This window comes from Paraburkholderia humisilvae, from assembly GCF_902859855.1.
In the GTDB taxonomy this organism is placed as follows: domain Bacteria; phylum Pseudomonadota; class Gammaproteobacteria; order Burkholderiales; family Burkholderiaceae; genus Paraburkholderia; species Paraburkholderia humisilvae.
In genome coordinates, this window is the sequence record NZ_CADIKH010000014.1 from 62,831 (window position 1) to 79,065 (window position 16,235).

At 64.1% G+C, this 16,235-nt stretch carries 17 protein-coding genes; 5 read left to right on the top strand and 12 right to left on the bottom strand.

Annotated features, from left to right (window positions below; all coding sequences use genetic code 11):
* Window positions 1-191: 191 nt before the first annotated feature.
* The 10 genes from HV796_RS16320 to HV796_RS16365 form a co-directional block, all read right to left on the bottom strand.
* Window positions 192-1,613, bottom strand: a complete 1,422-nt coding sequence (locus HV796_RS16320; RefSeq protein WP_175227547.1) for a UbiA family prenyltransferase — start codon at window positions 1,611-1,613, stop codon at window positions 192-194.
* A gap of 191 nt (window positions 1,614-1,804) precedes the next feature.
* Complete coding sequence (locus HV796_RS16325) at window positions 1,805-2,233, bottom strand: GtrA family protein (protein WP_246355892.1); 429 nt, start codon at window positions 2,231-2,233, stop codon at window positions 1,805-1,807.
* Window positions 2,230-2,970 (bottom strand): SDR family oxidoreductase, encoded by a 741-nt coding sequence (locus tag HV796_RS16330; RefSeq protein WP_175227549.1) that lies wholly within the window; start codon window positions 2,968-2,970, stop codon window positions 2,230-2,232. Before HV796_RS16330 ends, HV796_RS16325 begins: the two co-directional genes overlap by 4 nt.
* The gene (locus HV796_RS16335) at window positions 2,967-4,289 is read right to left on the bottom strand and encodes an FAD-binding oxidoreductase (RefSeq protein ID WP_175227550.1); all 1,323 of its coding nucleotides are present in this window, start codon (window positions 4,287-4,289) and stop codon (window positions 2,967-2,969) included. The genes HV796_RS16330 and HV796_RS16335 overlap by 4 nt, the downstream gene beginning before the upstream one ends.
* A 113-nt stretch (window positions 4,290-4,402) precedes the next feature.
* Window positions 4,403-5,449, bottom strand: coding sequence for an asparaginase (locus HV796_RS16340; RefSeq protein ID WP_175227551.1), 1,047 nt, complete (start codon window positions 5,447-5,449; stop codon window positions 4,403-4,405).
* Window positions 5,450-5,485: 36 nt separating this feature from the next.
* Window positions 5,486-6,412 (bottom strand): CysB family HTH-type transcriptional regulator, encoded by a 927-nt coding sequence (locus tag HV796_RS16345; protein ID WP_175227552.1) that lies wholly within the window; start codon window positions 6,410-6,412, stop codon window positions 5,486-5,488.
* Between the two features lie 93 nt (window positions 6,413-6,505).
* The gene (locus HV796_RS16350; RefSeq protein ID WP_175227553.1) at window positions 6,506-7,603 is read right to left on the bottom strand and encodes a sulfate/molybdate ABC transporter ATP-binding protein; all 1,098 of its coding nucleotides are present in this window, start codon (window positions 7,601-7,603) and stop codon (window positions 6,506-6,508) included.
* Between the two features lie 14 nt (window positions 7,604-7,617).
* The gene (cysW, locus tag HV796_RS16355) at window positions 7,618-8,598 is read right to left on the bottom strand and encodes a sulfate ABC transporter permease subunit CysW (RefSeq protein WP_175227554.1); all 981 of its coding nucleotides are present in this window, start codon (window positions 8,596-8,598) and stop codon (window positions 7,618-7,620) included.
* Window positions 8,595-9,485 carry a sulfate ABC transporter permease subunit CysT gene (gene cysT, locus HV796_RS16360; protein WP_175227555.1) on the bottom strand — a complete coding sequence of 297 codons (891 nt, stop codon included), beginning with the start codon at window positions 9,483-9,485 and terminating at the stop codon, window positions 8,595-8,597. Before cysT ends, cysW begins: the two co-directional genes overlap by 4 nt.
* A 131-nt stretch (window positions 9,486-9,616) precedes the next feature.
* Complete coding sequence (locus HV796_RS16365) at window positions 9,617-10,654, bottom strand: sulfate ABC transporter substrate-binding protein (protein ID WP_175227556.1); 1,038 nt, start codon at window positions 10,652-10,654, stop codon at window positions 9,617-9,619.
* 298 nt (window positions 10,655-10,952) lie between these two features.
* Between HV796_RS16365 and lexA the strand changes: the two genes are divergently transcribed.
* The 3 genes from lexA (at window position 10,953) to HV796_RS16380 (ending at window position 12,829) form a co-directional block, all read left to right on the top strand.
* On the top strand, window positions 10,953-11,603 hold the full coding sequence (gene lexA, locus HV796_RS16370) for a transcriptional repressor LexA (protein WP_175227557.1): 651 nt from the start codon (window positions 10,953-10,955) through the stop codon (window positions 11,601-11,603).
* 92 nt (window positions 11,604-11,695) lie between these two features.
* Entirely contained in the window at window positions 11,696-12,055 is a 360-nt protein-coding gene (locus tag HV796_RS16375; protein WP_175227558.1) for a hypothetical protein, read from the top strand.
* A 105-nt stretch (window positions 12,056-12,160) separates the two neighbouring features.
* Complete coding sequence (locus HV796_RS16380) at window positions 12,161-12,829, top strand: DUF2939 domain-containing protein (RefSeq protein ID WP_175227559.1); 669 nt, start codon at window positions 12,161-12,163, stop codon at window positions 12,827-12,829.
* A 20-nt stretch (window positions 12,830-12,849) separates the two neighbouring features.
* On the opposite strand, the gene HV796_RS16385 is transcribed toward HV796_RS16380, so the two are convergent.
* Window positions 12,850-13,308 carry a universal stress protein gene (locus HV796_RS16385; RefSeq protein WP_175227687.1) on the bottom strand — a complete coding sequence of 153 codons (459 nt, stop codon included), beginning with the start codon at window positions 13,306-13,308 and terminating at the stop codon, window positions 12,850-12,852.
* 330 nt (window positions 13,309-13,638) lie between these two features.
* Here HV796_RS16385 and nodI point away from each other — a divergent pair, with 330 nt between their 5' ends.
* Both nodI and HV796_RS16395 read left to right on the top strand, forming a co-directional pair.
* On the top strand, window positions 13,639-14,553 hold the full coding sequence (nodI, locus tag HV796_RS16390; RefSeq protein ID WP_175227560.1) for a nodulation factor ABC transporter ATP-binding protein NodI: 915 nt from the start codon (window positions 13,639-13,641) through the stop codon (window positions 14,551-14,553).
* Window positions 14,554-14,559: 6 nt separating this feature from the next.
* Window positions 14,560-15,390 (top strand): ABC transporter permease, encoded by an 831-nt coding sequence (locus HV796_RS16395; protein ID WP_175227561.1) that lies wholly within the window; start codon window positions 14,560-14,562, stop codon window positions 15,388-15,390.
* An 83-nt stretch (window positions 15,391-15,473) separates the two neighbouring features.
* On the opposite strand, the gene HV796_RS16400 is transcribed toward HV796_RS16395, so the two are convergent.
* Window positions 15,474-15,896: a hypothetical protein gene (locus tag HV796_RS16400; RefSeq protein ID WP_175227562.1), complete on the bottom strand. Its 423-nt coding sequence runs from the start codon at window positions 15,894-15,896 to the stop codon at window positions 15,474-15,476.
* Between the last annotated feature and the right edge of the window lie 339 nt (window positions 15,897-16,235).

Here is a 16,235-nt window from a genome sequence, read left to right on the forward strand (position 1 = left end):
AGCCGCACAATGCGGCTCATGGTCAGTCAAGGGGATGCACCGCCGCGCGATGCTGCGAGCGGGCAATATCGAACCATCGCGGCCGTCACCGGTGTTATTCCGGCGCCGCGACTCCCCCCGCCAGTGTTGCGGGCGCTGTGCGCTCCGCTGTGTCACCGCTGCTCACTGCTGTATAACACCTGTGTACCCGCTTAGATCGCGAGCACCACGCTGATCGCGCACAGCCCGATCACCGCACCGCTCACGCGGTCCTTGAACGTGAACACGATCGGGTCGTCATGCATCTGCCCTCGAAACGCAAACATCCAGATCCGGCTGACCCAGTAAAGCGTCAGCGCGAACACCGCCCACAGCAATTGAGGATGCCGGTACAACTGCGACATTTCCGGCGAATTCAGATAAAGCGCCAGCACCAGCACCGCGAGATACGCCGACGACGTGCCGAACGAACGCAGAATCGACATGTCCTGCGTGATGTAGCCGCGCCCTGCCGCTTCCATCTTGCCCTGACGCAGGATGTTCTCGAGCTCGACGTAGCGCTTCACCATCGCGAGGCTCAGGAAAATCGGCACGCAAAACAGGATCAGCCAGTACGACAGCGGGATATGCGTCGCCGCACCGCCCGCGATCACGCGCACCGTGTACAGGCACGCGAGCATGAAGACATCGATCAGCGCCATGCGCTTCAGGCTGAACGAATACGCGACGGTCGCCGCCATATACGCGGCAAGCACCGCGCCGAAATGCCATGGCAGCAGCAACGCGAGCCCTGCGCCCGCGGCAAGCAGCAGCACGGTCATCACAATGCCGAACGACAGCGACAGGTTCCCCGACGCAAACGGGCGGCTGCACTTTCGTTCGTGGCGGCGATCCGCGTCGAGGTCGAGCATGTCGTTGAGCAGGTACACCGACGATGCGCACAGACTGAACGACGCGAACGCGATGCAGGCGGCGAGCACCGCTTGCAGATCGGTGAAACGGTGGGCGGTCAGCATCGGCACGAAAATCAGCACGTTCTTCACCCACTGGTGCACGCGCATCTCTTTGAGCACCAGCGGCACGATGCGGCGCTTGCTCTCGAAAAAGATAATCGCTTCATTGACCTTGCGCGCGGCCGCAGCGATATGCCGGTCGCCCACCACGATCGCCTGGCGCGCCCGCCGCCACACCGGCACATCGGCAAGCGCATCGCCGCAGTAGTCGAACCCGTGGTCGCCGAACTCCGCGACCAGCGCGTCGGCCTTGTTGCGGCCAAGCAGATTGCGCTCGGCCGTGCTCGCGAACACGCCTTTGAACAGGCCAAAGTGGTCGGCCACCTGGCTCGCAAAGCGATGATTCGACGCGGTGCACAGGTATAACGGCCGCCCGGTGGAGTGCTCGTCGCGCAGATAGTCGACGAGCTGACTGTTATACGGCAACACGCCGACATCGAGGGTGACGCGTTTTGCGATCTGATCCTTCAGATAGGCCTTGCCGCGCAGCATCCATCCGATGCAGAGAAAAATCGCCCACGGGTTGTGCTTGACCAGCACCAGCAACCCTTCGAGCAGGAAGTCCGTACGCGTGAGCGTGCCGTCCAGATCGACGCATAACGGAATTGCCGTGTTCGCCATGTGCTACCTCGCAGGCTTGACTTCTTTTTCGGTCCACCCTGTGTGCCTCAAAAGCGGATCTCATACCCCATCGATCCGCAAAGCCAACCACAGCGGCAGCTGCCGTCACGCACAATCCGCATAGGAAATCCCGCGCGACCTTGTCATGCTATCGACGCGACACGGAAGGCTCTGTGCGGCACCGCACCCGATCAAGCGAACACAAAGCGTTTATCGAGGTGGTACTTCGCGAAATAGCCGAGCGTCAGTCCGATCGCGCCGCCGGCGAGGCGCGCCGGCTCGGTATGGAAGATCGCCTGCGCACTGAATTCGACGGCCCAGAAGAGCGCGGTCGTCCCGAGGCCCATCACGACGTACATCGTGAAGGTCTGCAGACCGTGTGCGACGCTGCGATGCGGGTAACGAAAAATCCAGACCTTGTCGAGCAGGTATTTGACGACGAGGCCGACGCCCGTGCCGACGCATACCGACAGCGGCACCGCGAGCCAGCCGCTGTACAGCCAGAACGCGAACTTCTGGCTGGCGAGGTTGGCAAGGATCGACAAGGCCGCGAACACCGCGTACCAGACCACCAGTTGTGAACGGCCAAGCGGCGCCGCCGCCACGGCAGGGCCGCTCACAGCGACACTCGCTTGAAAACAAAACCCGGCAGCGAGCGGATGATCAGCATGATCCCGCTCCAGAACCATGGCGTGTACAGCGCATCCTTGCCGCGTTCGATCGCGCGCACGATATCGGCCGCGACCCGCTCCGGCGACGCGACGAGCGGCCCCGGCAGCGACAAACCCGCGGTCATCGGCGTATCGACGAACCCGGGCTTGATCGTCAGCACGCGCACGCCGTGTTTGAAGAGCCGCGCGCGCAGACCTTCGCAGAAGGTCGCCACCGCCGCTTTCGCCGCGCCATAGACGTAATTCGACGGCCTGCCGCGGTCGCCCGCGACCGACGCGATCACCGCGAGCGTGCCGCTGCGCTGGCTCTCGAACACGCCGGCGAGCAAGGTCAGCAACGCGATCGTCGAGATCGCATTGGTCGACAGTTCGTGCAGCGCGGCGCCGACGTCGCGCTCGCATTGCGTCTGATCGGGCAGCGACCCGTGCGCGATCAGCACGATGTCGATCTGCCCGAGTTCGCGACGGCACGCTTCGAGCATCGCCGGGTGCTGCAGATGGTCGTTCATGTCGAGCACGTGCGTAAAAACGTTGCCCGCGCCGCGCACGCGCAGGTCCTGCGCGACCGCGTCGAGCCGCAGCGGTTGACGGCCCGTCAGGAACAGGTTCGCGCCCTGCTGCGCCCAGCGCCGCGCGCAGGCGGCCGCAATCGCGGACGAGCCGCCGATGATCAGAACGTTTTTCATTGCTGTGTGGTCCGTAGCCAGAATCGCGACATCAATGCCGGGTCGCGGTTTCGTTCGAGTTGCTGCCAAGCCGGATACGCGGCACGAAAACAGGCGCCGCCCATATGCGCGTCTTTCGCCGGATACTGCCGGCCGCCCGCTTCACCGACGATCGCGTCGAGCCGCGCAAACAACGCGTCATTGCGGCGCGCGTGTTGCGGAAAGTCCAATGCGAGCGACACGCCCGGCATCGGAAACGAAAGCAATCCCGGTGACTCGAGCGTTCCGCAACGCTTGAGCACCGCGAGAAACGAGCCTGAGCCGCTTTGTGCGATGGTCGACAGAATTGCTTGCAACGCATCGCGCGCGGCCGCCTCGGGAAGCACGCACTGATGCTGCTGAAAGCCGCGCCGGCCGTAGATGCGGTTCCAATGCAGGATGCTGTCGAGCGGGTACAGGAAGCGAATCAGATCGACCTGCGCGTGCGCGGTCCGATGCAGCTGACGACGGTAATACAGCGCGTTGAACGGCTTGAGCGTATAGCGGTTGATCAGCGAAAGCGGCAACGCGAAAGGCACGGTACGCACGCGCGCCGCGGGCATCGACAGATCGCCGTCGCTCGCGTGGTCGCCGCACATATAGAGGCCGCGCCCGAGCGCCGCGCCGCGCGCGAGACAATCGACCCACGCGACCGCATATTCGTGCTGCGCATCGAGTTCGTCCGACAGCGCGAAAAAACCGTCGAGATTGTCGAAGCGAATGGACGTCGTCGAAATGCGGCTCGATCGCACCGGCATCAACTGGATTTCGACCCACTCGATCACGCCGGTCAACCCGAGGCCACCGATCGTCGCGCGAAACAGTTCGTCGTTTTCGCCGGGCGCGCATTCGGTCGGCGCTCGATCGGAGCGCAGCAGCGAGAAGCGCCTGACATGCCGGCCAAAGGTTCCGCGCAGATGATGGTTTTTGCCGTGGACATCGTTCGCGACCGCGCCGGCGAGCGTCACAAACTGCGTGCCGGGCGTGACCGGCAACATCCAGCCACGCGGAACGGACAGCGCGAGCACGTCGCCCAGCGTCACGCCCGCCTCGGCCCTGAGAACGCCGGCTGTCCAGTCCGCGTCGATGAAACGGCCGACGCCGCGCATATGCAGCACATGGTCGGTTGCCGCGAGGCAGCTGTCGCCATAGCTGCGGCCGTTGCCGAATGCGAGGGTCGTGCCGAAGCGGGCGCTCACGCGCTCCAGTTCCAGCTGGATTGCGTCGCGCCACGATAGCGGATGACTCGATTGGGGCGCGTGGGGATAGTGTCCCCACGACTGCAGCTTCGACGCGCTCATTGGCTCCCGCCCTGGTCCGGATGAGCGCGATATTAGCGGCGCGGGCCGCGCGTGACCGTGGGTTGCCTCACAAAGGCGGGTGAAAGTTTCGCGCGCCGGCGCGGCCGTGCAGGCTAGTAGAGATCGAACACCCGCTGCAACTCGGCCGGCCCTGTGCCGCCGGCCGCCAGCGCGAGCATCAGCAGCACGCGTGCCTTGTAAGGATTGAGCGAGTTCGCGGTGACGAAGCCGAGCGCGTCGTCCGACGCCGCGCCATTGTGCATCACGTGCCCCGAGCCCACGCGCGAAGCGCGCACGACCGCGACGCCCTGTGACGCCGCATCGGCGAGTCCCTGTTGCAACGCTGCGTGAATCGAGCCATTGCCGGTGCCGGCGACGACGATGCCGCGCACGCCCGCCTGCACGAGCGCATCGACGATCGTGCGTGTGGCGCCCGCATAACTCGTGACGATCTCGACCGCGGGCCACGCATCGGCCGACGCCGGCCCGCTCGCAAACTCGGTGGCGACCGTGTGAGGCCGCACGACGCTGCGCTGAAACTCGACCCGTCCGTCCTGCACCCAGCCAAGCGCGCCGACTTCGGGCGACTGAAAGGTATCGACGGCGAACGTGCTCGTCTTCACGACGTCGCGCGCGCTATGAATCCGGTTATTGAACACCACCAGCACACCCTGCCCGTGTGCCGCGCGATGGCCCGCGACGCTCACCGCATTGAGCAGGTTCAGCGGTCCGTCAGCCGACAGCGCACTTGAGGGCCGCATCGCCGCGGTAAGCACCACAGGTTTGGTGCTCCTGACAGTCAGATGCAGCAGATACGCGGTTTCTTCGAGCGTATCGGTGCCGTGCGTGATCACGACGCCATCGATGTCTTCGGTGGCAAGCAGCGCATTCACGCGCTGCACCAGCGTCGTCCACAATGCGAGCGACATGTCCTTGCTGTCGACGCTCGCGATTTGTTCCGCGTGAATATTCGCGACGGTCGATAACGCCGGCACCGCCGCCAGCAGTTGCCCAACGCCGACTACGCCGGCCTGGTAACCCGCGGTGCTGGTCGCGTCCTGCGCCGAGCCCGCGATGGTGCCGCCGGTCGCAAGCACGGCAATGCGCGGCAGCGCCGCGTAGAGGGTCGAAAACGGCGACGAAGCAGGAGAGGTATTCATGGCGGCGATTGTAAGCGATGCGCCACGCGGCGCCCGTCAGGCCGCTTCGCGCATTTGCGCCGCGATTTCCGCCTCGCTCAATTGCGGCGCGAACATTTCGATCAGACGGTACGCGTAGGCACGCAAGAACGCCCCTTTGCGCAAACCGACCCGCGTCGTACTCGCTTCGAACAGATGCTGCGTATCGAGTGCGACGAGCTCGCTGTCGCGCTTCGGATCAAACGCCATCGCCGCGACAATGCCCACGCCCATGCCGAGTTCGACATAGGTTTTGATCACGTCGGCGTCGATCGCGGTCAACACGACATCCGGCATCGCGCCGACCTTCGAGAATGCCTGGTCGACATGCGCGCGGCCGGTGAAGTCCTGCTCATATGTGACGATCGGGTATTCGGCAATCTCTTCGAGCGTCACATTTGCGCGGCCAACCAGCGGATGCCCCTTCGGCACGACGACCACGTGATGCCACGAATAGCACGGAAACGTCACGATATCCGGGTAACGGTCAAGCGCCTCGGTCGAAATGCCGATATCCGCTTCGCCGTTGATGATCATCTGCGCGATCTGCTGCGGGTTACCCTGGCGCAGCGCCAGATGCACTTTTGGAAACACGTCGGTGAACTGACGAATCACCTTGGGCAGCGCGTAGCGCGCCTGCGTATGCGTCGTCGCGACCACGAGGTGGCCATTGTCCTGGTCCGCGTATTGGCGCGCGACGCGGCGCAGGTTCTCCGCATCGAGCAGCATCCGCTCGATCAGCTGATGCACCGCCTTGCCCGGCTCGGTCAACCCCGTAAGCCGCTTGCCGCGGCGAATGAAGATATCGACGCCCAGTTCGTCCTCGAGGTCCTTGATCTGTTTCGACACGCCTGACTGCGACGTGTACAGCACGTTCGCGACTTCGGTCAGGTTCATGTTCTGGCGCACGGCCTCACGCACGAAGCGCAACTGCTGGAAGTTCATGGTCGTCTCCAATCTCGCTGCGACAAAGCGCGCGAAGGGGCATTGGTATCGGTGAATGGCATCATGTTGCACTCGTTGCCGGTCGTGCGCGAATCACTGCGCGCGGGCGGGAAATACGCGCAGCACGCGCGGCACCGCGGTGACCGGGTCGCCGACCGCGAGCCGCAATTCGCGCCACGCTTCGCGATCCAGCTCCGCTTCGAGCACGGATGGGCCGCGCCCGTCCGCCGCCGCCCATCCGTCCAGCCCTTCGAGCTCGACGCGCACCGAGCCGCCGAGCGTCACGACACGCCGCACGCCGAGCGTGATGCCATCGCGATGGCCGCCGCCGGCTGCGCGCGGGTACAGCACCAGGTCGTGCGGCCGCACGTACGCGAACGCCGGGCCTTCGAAGCCCGCGGCAATCGCGATCGGCTGCGCGGCGCCGTCGGCCACGAAGCCACGCCGATCGACCGTGCCGCGCAGACGATTCGCCGCGCCGAGAAATTCGTAAACGAACGACGTCTGCGGATGATCGTACACGTCCTGCGGGCTGCCGACCTGCTCGACATGCCCGTGATTCATCACGACGATGCGGTCCGCGACTTCGAGCGCTTCTTCCTGGTCGTGCGTGACGAAGATCGTCGAGATGTGCAGATCGTCGTGCAGGCGGCGCAGCCAGCCGCGCAGTTCCTTGCGCACCTTCGCGTCGAGCGCGCCGAACGGCTCGTCAAGCAGCAGCACCTTCGGTTCGACGGCCAGCGCACGCGCGAGCGCGATGCGTTGCCGTTGCCCGCCCGACAACTCCGACGGGTAGCGCGGCGCAAGCCAGTCGAGTTGCACGAGCTTCAGCAGCTCATGCACCTTTTCGCGAATCACCGCTTCCGTTGGCCGCTCGCCGCGCGGCTTCACGCGCAGGCCGAATGCGACGTTCTCGAACACGGTCATATGCCGGAACAGCGCGTAATGCTGAAACACAAAGCCGACCTGGCGCTCACGCGCGCGCACGTCGGCGACATCCTGTCCTTGCAGCACGACCTGCCCGTCGTCCGCGAATTCGAGGCCCGCGATCACGCGCAACAGCGTGGTCTTGCCGCAGCCGGACGGCCCGAGCAGCGCAACCAGTTCGCCGGGCGGAAAGTCCAGCGACACATTGTCGAGCGCGGTGAAATCGCCGAAGCGCTTGTGCAGGTTACGAACGGTGATACCCATCTGTAGCGACTCCTTTATTGGACCTGGCGACCGGCGCCCGCGCCGGACGACGCGGGCGTACCCGTGATGCCGGATGCGGCGGCCCCCGCCGCAAGCGCGCCGCCGCGCGGCGAGCGCGCCTGCTCCGACATATGACGCTCGGCAAGCAGTTTGAGACCAAGCGTCACCAGCGCCAGCAATGCAAGCAGCGACGCGACGGCGAACGCGGCCGAGAAGTTGTATTCGTTGTAGAGAATTTCGACGTGCAACGGCATCGTGTCGGTCTGGCCGCGGATATGCCCCGACACCACCGACACCGCGCCGAACTCGCCCATCGCACGCGCATTGCACAGAATCACGCCGTACAGCAAGCCCCACTTCACGTTCGGCAGCGTCACGCGGCGAAAGATCTGCCAGCCCGACGCGCCGAGCACGTGCGCGGCTTCTTCTTCGTCGGTGCCTTGCGCTTGCATCAGCGGAATCAGCTCACGCGCGACGAACGGGAACGTGACGAACACGGTCGCGAGCACGATGCCGGGCACCGCGAACACGATCTGCACGTCGTGCGCCTGCAGCCAAGGACCGAACCAGCCTTGCGCGCCGAACAGCAGCACATAGATCAAACCGGAAATGACCGGCGACACCGAAAACGGCAGATCGATCAGCGTGGTCAGCAGCGCCTTGCCTTTGAAGTCGAACTTCGCGATACACCATGACGCGACGAGCCCGAACACCAGATTGAGCGGCACCGCGATCGCCGCGGTCAACAGCGTCAGCTTGATCGCGGACAACGCGTCCGGGTCCGCGAGCGATTCGAAGTAGAACCCAAGGCCCTTGCTCAACGCCTGATAGAACACGGCGGCAAGCGGCACCACGAGGAACAGCACGAGAAACAGCAGCGCGATGCCAGTCAGCACCCAGCGCACCGCGCGCGGCTCGGTGACCGGGTCGTTGTGGCGTGCGGCCCCGGACGCCGCGCGGCGTGTGCTCGACAGCACGACCGAATCGTCGCTCATCGCGCCCCTCCGTCCTGCGTGGCGGCCAATGCGCGCGCCGGCGCGGCGGCGCTACGGCTCGTGCGCCGCTGCAAATACCATTGCAGCGTATTGATGAAAAGCAGCATCAGGAACGACACGATCAGCATCACGACCGCGATCGACGTCGCACCCGCGTAGTCGTATTGCTCGAGTTTCGTGATGATCAGCAGCGATGTGATTTCGGATTTCATCGGCACATTGCCCGCGATGAAAATCACCGAGCCATATTCACCGAGCGCACGCGCGAACGCGAGCGCGAAGCCGGTCAGCAGCGCCGGGAACACCGCCGGCAACACCACACGCCGGAAGGTCAGCCAGCGCGATGCGCCAAGGCACGCGGCCGCTTCCTCCTGTTCACGCTCGAACTCCTCCAGCACCGGCTGCACGGTGCGCACGACGAACGGCAAACCGATAAACGTCAACGCGACCAGCACGCCGAGCGGGGTGAACGCGACCTTGAGACCGAGCGGTTCGAGAAACTGTCCGATCCAGCCGTTGCCCGCATAGACCGCAGCGAGCGAAATACCGGCCACCGACGTCGGCAGCGCGAACGGCAGATCGACGATCGCATCGATCACGCGCTTGAACGGGAACGTATATCGCGTCAGCACCCACGCGACCAGAAAGCCGAACACCGCGTTGATCAGCGCGCCCCCGAGCGCCGCGCTAAATGTCAGCCGGTACGACGCGAGCACGCGCGGTGACGCCACCGCGCGCACGAACTGGCTCCAATCGAGCGTCGCCGTTTTCAGAAAGGTGGAGGCGAGCGGAATCAGCACCACGAGGCTCAGATACGCCACCGTGATACCGAGCGTGAGGCCGAAACCCGGTAGTGCGCTCGGCTTGCGGAAGGTCAACATCGTCATGCCAGATACTCTTTTCGGTTGTGCGCGGCAGGCCATGGACAGCCTGTCAACCACGCGAGCCTTGGATGACAAGCTCAAAAGCGCGCCCGAAGGCGCGCTTGCCGGCTTCATCCGCCGCGATCGTTGCCGGACTACTGCGGCTGGTAAATCGAATCGAATACGCCGCCATCGGCAAAGTGGGTTTTCTGTGCGTTCGCCCAGCCGCCGAAGGTGTCGTCTACCGTATACAACTTCAGCTTCGGAAACTTCGCAGTCAGCGCTGCAGGCACTTTGTTCGAACGGGGACGGTAGAAGTTCTTCGCGGCGATCTCCTGTCCCTCCTCGCTATACAGAAAGTTCAGGTACGCGTCGGCAAGCTTGCGTGTGCCATGCCGGTCGACGACCTTGTCGACGACCGCGACCGGCGGTTCCGCAAGGATGCTGACCGACGGCACCACGATCTCGAACTTGTCCGGTCCGAACTCCTTCAGCGACAGGAACGCTTCGTTTTCCCACGCGATCAGCACGTCGCCGATCCCGCGCTGCACGAAGCTCGTGGTCGCGCCGCGCGCGCCGGAATCGAGCACGCCCGCGTTCTTGTACAGCTTCGACACGAATTCCTTCGCCTTCTGCTCGTTGCCGCCCGGCTGGTGCAGCGCGTACGCCCACGCGGCCAGATAGTTCCAGCGCGCTCCGCCCGATGTCTTCGGGTTCGGTGTGACGATCGACACGCCCGGCCTCGTCAGATCGTCCCAGTCCTTGATGTGCTTCGGGTTGCCCTTGCGCACCAGAAACACGATCGTCGACGTGTACGGCGACGCGTTGTCGGGCAAACGCTTCTGCCAGTTGCTATCGATCAGCCCTTTGCTGGCGAGCGCGTCGATGTCGTAGGCCAGCGCCAGCGTCACCACGTCGGCCTGCAGGCCGTCGAGCACCGAGCGCGCCTGCGCGCCCGACCCGCCGTGCGACTGCTTGAACGTGACCGACTCGCCGGTCTGTGCCTTCCATTGCTTGCCGAAAGCCGCATTGATGTCCTGATACAGCTCGCGCGTCGGGTCGTACGACACGTTCAGCAATGTGGTATCAGCATGCGCCTGTGTGGCGAGACCAAGCGTCGCGGCCGCACTAACGGCCAGCAATGCGAAGAATTTTTTTGCGTGTGCCGCCAACCCCGTACTTCGATTGCTCATTCCTGTTCTCCGCTTGTCGGTCATTCCAAGGCCCGGCGGCCGGCGTGTCCGCCTTGTCTGCCGCGCCTGTCATCGATTTGCGGCCAGTCTATCCGCGCGGCTTCATCATTAAAAATAATGTTTCTTCATTTTTTAATACGCAAAAGTGGTAATGACGGCCGGATGCGGCGTTCCAGCGCGAATTCTGCTGTCGACGCGTCGGCGATCGACGATGTTGGCGAGCAACTTAAAGTAAAACTTGAATTGCGCCCGATACTGTATAAAAATACAGGCACCTGTCTATCCATACAGTGGCGCCATGACCAAACTCACCGCACGACAGCAGCAGGTTTTTGAACTGATCCGCCGCGCCATCGAGCGCACCGGCTTTCCGCCCACGCGCGCCGAAATCGCGGCCGAACTGGGGTTCAGCTCGGCGAACTCGGCGGAAGAACATCTTCGGGCGCTGGCCCGCAAAGGCGTGATCGAGCTCGCGGCCGGCGCGTCGCGCGGCATCCGGCTGCTCGCCGGGCAGGACGACGCGCCCCACCAGTTCACGCTGCCGCACGCGGCGCTGATGCAGTTGTCGCTGCCGCTGATCGGCCGGGTCGCGGCCGGCAGCCCGATCCTCGCGCAGGAGCACATCGCGCAGCACTATGCGTGCGACCCGGCGCTTTTCTCGAGCAAGCCGGACTACCTGCTGAAGGTGCGCGGTCTGTCGATGCGCGACGCGGGCATTCTCGACGGCGACCTGCTCGCGGTGCAAAAGCGCAGCGAAGCGAAAGACGGCCAGATCATCATTGCGCGGCTTGGCGACGATGTGACGGTCAAACGGCTAAAGCGTCGGCCGAACGGCATCGAGCTGATCGCCGAAAACCCCGATTACGAAAACATTTTCGTCGAGGCCGGCAGCGCGGATTTCGCGCTCGAAGGCATCGCGGTGGGCCTGATCCGGCCGACCGAATTCTGATACCCCTGCTTTTGCCCGCGTTTTTGCACGCTGTTGCGCGCTTTTTGCCCGCCGGCGCCGCGCGGTATTTATTGCACTGTCTGGAGAAATTCATGGAACGCCTTGCCCGCCTGCTGCCCTTTCGCCAGTTCGGCCGTTTGCGTCACCTGCGCAAGCTCGCGCCATGCGCGCCGCTCGACGCTGCCGAAGCGCCGCGCACGGGCTCGCTGTTCGATTTCGACGAACACGAACGGGCAGTGGCTGCGTCATTGCGCCCGTCGCTACCGTCAGCGTTGCCCGCATTCGCGCGCGTATCGCTGAATGCGGGGCTGAACGCCGAACCCGCCCGGCGTGCGCCGGTGCGGGTGTACCACGGGCCATCGCGGCTCATCATGGTCGGCACGGTCGACGCAGTATGCAGAATGATCGACCGCGCGATCGCGGAGGAGCACGCCGCCGCGCAACCGGCCTGATAAAAAAGTCAGCCGGCGCGCACGTGACGAACACATTGCACGGAATCATTTTTGCGAGAATGGGGTCCACGTTAAGTCCGCCCATTTGAAGGAATGTCCCGCACGATGACGTTTCGTACAGGCCGCGCAAAGCGCGCGATCAATCACCGCCATAACGGCAGCGTCAAGCGGTCGATGCTGGTCGCGCTGGTCGCGATCGCCGTTCTGATTGCATTGGCATTTGTCTACGCGTCGCCGTATATCGCGCTTGATCGCCTGAAGCGTGCCGCCGACGCGCGCGATGCCGCAACGGTCAATCAATATGTCGACTTCCCTGCTTTTCGTGACAGCCTCAAGGAGCAACTCGTCGTGCTGCTCAAACACCGGCTCGGCGCCGAAAGTCACGGCAATCCGTTCGCCGCGCTGGGTGCGATGATTGGTGTCGCGTTGGTAGGGCCGCTCGTCGATGCGTATGCGACGCCGGACGGCGTCGCTGCGTTGTTGAACGGTATGCCGCCACGCGGTGAGCCCGGCGAGCGGCCGCCTCCACCGCCGGATACGCGTGCGTCGACCGATGGACCGAATACGCAGGCCGGCGCCACGCCGCCGCCCGCGCCACCCGCTGACGAACCATCGAAACCGCCCCAGCCGCCGCAAACCACGGCTGGTTATCGCAGCGTCAATGAATTCGTCGTCACCTACCAGCACGGTGTCGGCGATACGCGCTATTCAGCGATTTTCCACCGCGAGGGGCTATTCACATGGAAGCTCGCGGCCGTCGATCTGAACGGTTGACGCCGACGGTCGACGTCGCCTTATGCGGCGGCCGGTTGCTGGTCGTCGGAACACGCGACCAGAATGCTGCACGACACACGATCGAGCAGCGGCGTATTGCCGGCGCCCATCCACCATCGCGACAAACCGTGACGGCAGCGATGGCCGACCACGACCAGATCGACCTTCAGTTCATCGGCGAGCGCCGCGATTTCATCGATCGGATGACCGAACGCGAAATGCCCGTGCGCCTGGACGCCGCGCTCGGTCAGCCAGTCGACGCCTTCCTGCAGGATGTCGCGTGCGGTCTTCTCGAAGCTGCCGCACGCAACATCGGTTAGCAGCCCCGCGCTTTGCGCGATGCTCGAGCGCATGTCGACCACCGACAGCAAGTGCGTCTCAGCCTTCAGATCCAACGCCAGATCCGCGCCGCAACGCAGTGCCTTGCGGCCTTCGCGCGAGCCGTCGTAGCACAGCAGAATTTTCTGGTAGCTCGCCATCGTGGTTCTCCCTTCCGCGCCGATCGCGGACGTCGAATCAATCATGGTGCGCCGCAATTGCGCTTGCAAGGGATGGAAAACGCTAACTGTGCGCAGCACCTCCGATACGGGATGCCGCAGCGCAAGAAAACCCCTGGCGCGGGTGTGGCGGCGCTCGCGGCGCTCGCGGATCATGGCCTAGAATAGGCAGCCTTTCGAAAGACCTCGCCGTTGCCGTTTGCCCCGATCCAGCGCTTCATTCAGTTGGACACACCATTGCGTCCGCTGTTTCGCGATCGGGCGCCAGGTCTTCGAGGCCGAACCCGACCACCGCCACTGGACAATCCGCCCATGCCTGAAGCCGCTATCGAATTTCATCGGGTCGAAAAACGCTACGGCGGCAAGAAGGTCGTCGATGGCCTGTCATTCGATGTGCGCGTCGGCGAATGCTTCGGTCTGCTTGGCCCGAACGGCGCCGGCAAAACCACCACGCTGCGCATGCTGCTCGGCATCGCGGCGCCTGACGCCGGCGCGATCCGTCTATGCGGTGAACCGATTCCCGCACGTGCACGAATCGCACGTGCGCGCGTCGGCGTGGTCCCGCAGTTCGACAATCTCGACCCGGACTTTACCGTCCGCGAGAATCTGCTCGTGTTCGGCCGCTACTTCGGCCTGTCCTCCCGCGAAATGCGCGATCTCGTGCCGTCGCTACTCGAATTCTCGCGGCTCGAGAACAAGGCGGACGCGCGCGTCGCCGAGCTGTCGGGCGGCATGAAGCGCCGGCTCACGCTCGCCCGTGCGCTCGTCAACGACCCCGATGTGCTGGTGATGGACGAACCCACCACCGGCCTCGATCCGCAGGCGCGCCACCTGATCTGGGAACGGCTGCGCTCGCTGTTGTCGCGCGGCAAGACCATCCTGTTGACCACGCACTTCATGGAAGAAGCCGAGCGGCTGTGCGACCGGCTGTGCGTGATCGAAGAAGGCCGCAAGATCGCCGAGGGTGCGCCGAAGGAACTGATCGCATCGGAGATCGGCTGCGATGTGATCGAAGTCTATGGCCCCGATCCGCTTGCGCTGCGCGAAGAACTGGCGCCGTTCGCGGTACGCATCGATATCAGCGGCGAGACGCTCTTCTGCTATGTCGACGATCCACAGCCCGTGCATGCGCGGCTCAAGCAGCGCGCCGATTTGCGCTATTTGCACCGCCCCGCGAACCTCGAAGATGTATTTCTGCGGCTTACCGGCCGCGAGATGCAGGACTGAACGACCATGGATGCACGCTCATACGACACGCCCGATCGCCCGCTCAAACCGACCCGTGAACGTTTCGCCGCACTGCCCGCCAATGCGCTCAACTGGGTCGCTGTGTGGCGCCGCAACTATCTGGTCTGGCGCAAGCTCGCGGTCGCGTCGATGTTCGGCAATCTCGCCGATCCGATGATCTATCTGTTCGGTCTGGGCTTCGGACTTGGGCTGATGGTCGGACGCGTCGACGGCGTGTCGTATATCGCGTTTCTGGCAGCAGGCACCGTCGCCTCGAGCGTGATGATGTCGGCAAGCTTCGAATCGATGTACTCGGGCTTTTCAAGAATGCATGTGCAGCGCACGTGGGAAGCGATCATGCATACCCCGCTCACGCTGGGCGACATCGTGCTGGGGGAGATTGTCTGGGCAGCGAGCAAATCGCTGCTGTCGGGCGCAGCGATCCTGATCGTCGCGGGCCTGCTCGGCTATGCGGAATTTCCGTCGACCCTCGTCGCCCTGCCGGTGATCGCACTGGCGGGGCTGTCTTTTGCGAGCCTCGCGATGATCGTCACCGCGCTCGCGCCGTCGTACGATTTCTTTATGTTCTATCAGACGCTGGTGCTCACGCCAATGCTGCTGCTGTCCGGTGTGTTCTTTCCGGCATCGCAACTGCCGCCCGCGGCGCAGTACGCAACGCAGTTGCTGCCGCTTGCGCATGCGGTGGACCTGATCCGGCCGGCGATGCTCGACCGGCCGCTGGATAACGCGGCGCTGCACATCGCGGTGCTCGCCGTCTATGTGATCGTGCCGTTTCTGATTTCAGCGGTGCTGCTGCGCCGCCGGATGATGCGATAGTCGCTCACGCGTATCGCGGCAGGCATCCTGCGGCGAGCGCGTCAATGCCGGTCGCGACGCGGATGCCAGCCGTCGGTGTTCGGTCAGTCTTCGTCGTCCGACCACGGAATATCGACGTCGGAGATAAACGCGACCGTCGCGAACGGCCCGCCTTCCTGACGCCCGATCTTGCCGTCGGCGCGATGCCATTCGACGCGAAACACCGTGCCGGGATCGTCGGCCAGCAGCCGAACGGTGCGCACTTCATCCGGGTCCGCCTCTTCGACCGCACCGTCGAGCGAGACCAGCAGCACCTGCGGCCACAAGCCGTCCGCCGGGTCGTAGATGCGGTCGCCGTCTGGAATCAGCGTGGACACCTCGACGCCGATCGTCGCGGATGCGTCGATGATCATCTTGCCGAGCGCCCGCAGCAGCGCGGTCGCGCGCGCTGAATTGGCCTGGCGGATCGCGAGGTCTCCACGCGTGAGCGCCTGCTCGAGCTTCGGATTGGTCTTCTGTTGCGCCATGCGATGTCCTGTGTGGGATCGTCTTGTTGACTGTGTGACTATGAATAATTGCCGGACCGGCTGTCGCGCTGCGCCACCCGCTTGCGGCAACTGACAAACGGCGGAACCGTCACCGCCATCGGTCCCGCTTTCGTGCTTGCAGCGGTTCACCGGCAACTCGCCGCTCCCCGTTCACACCGATTCCGGTTCACCCAGTTTAGTTCGAGATTCGACCGTTTGACGTGGCTTGAAACTGGCTGAAACTGTTGAAACCACCTGAAACGGGTTTGAAACCACTTCGATGCGACGCAATAAGACGCGTTTACGCGCGTCAAGTCACGTTCACAGGCCACTGTATAG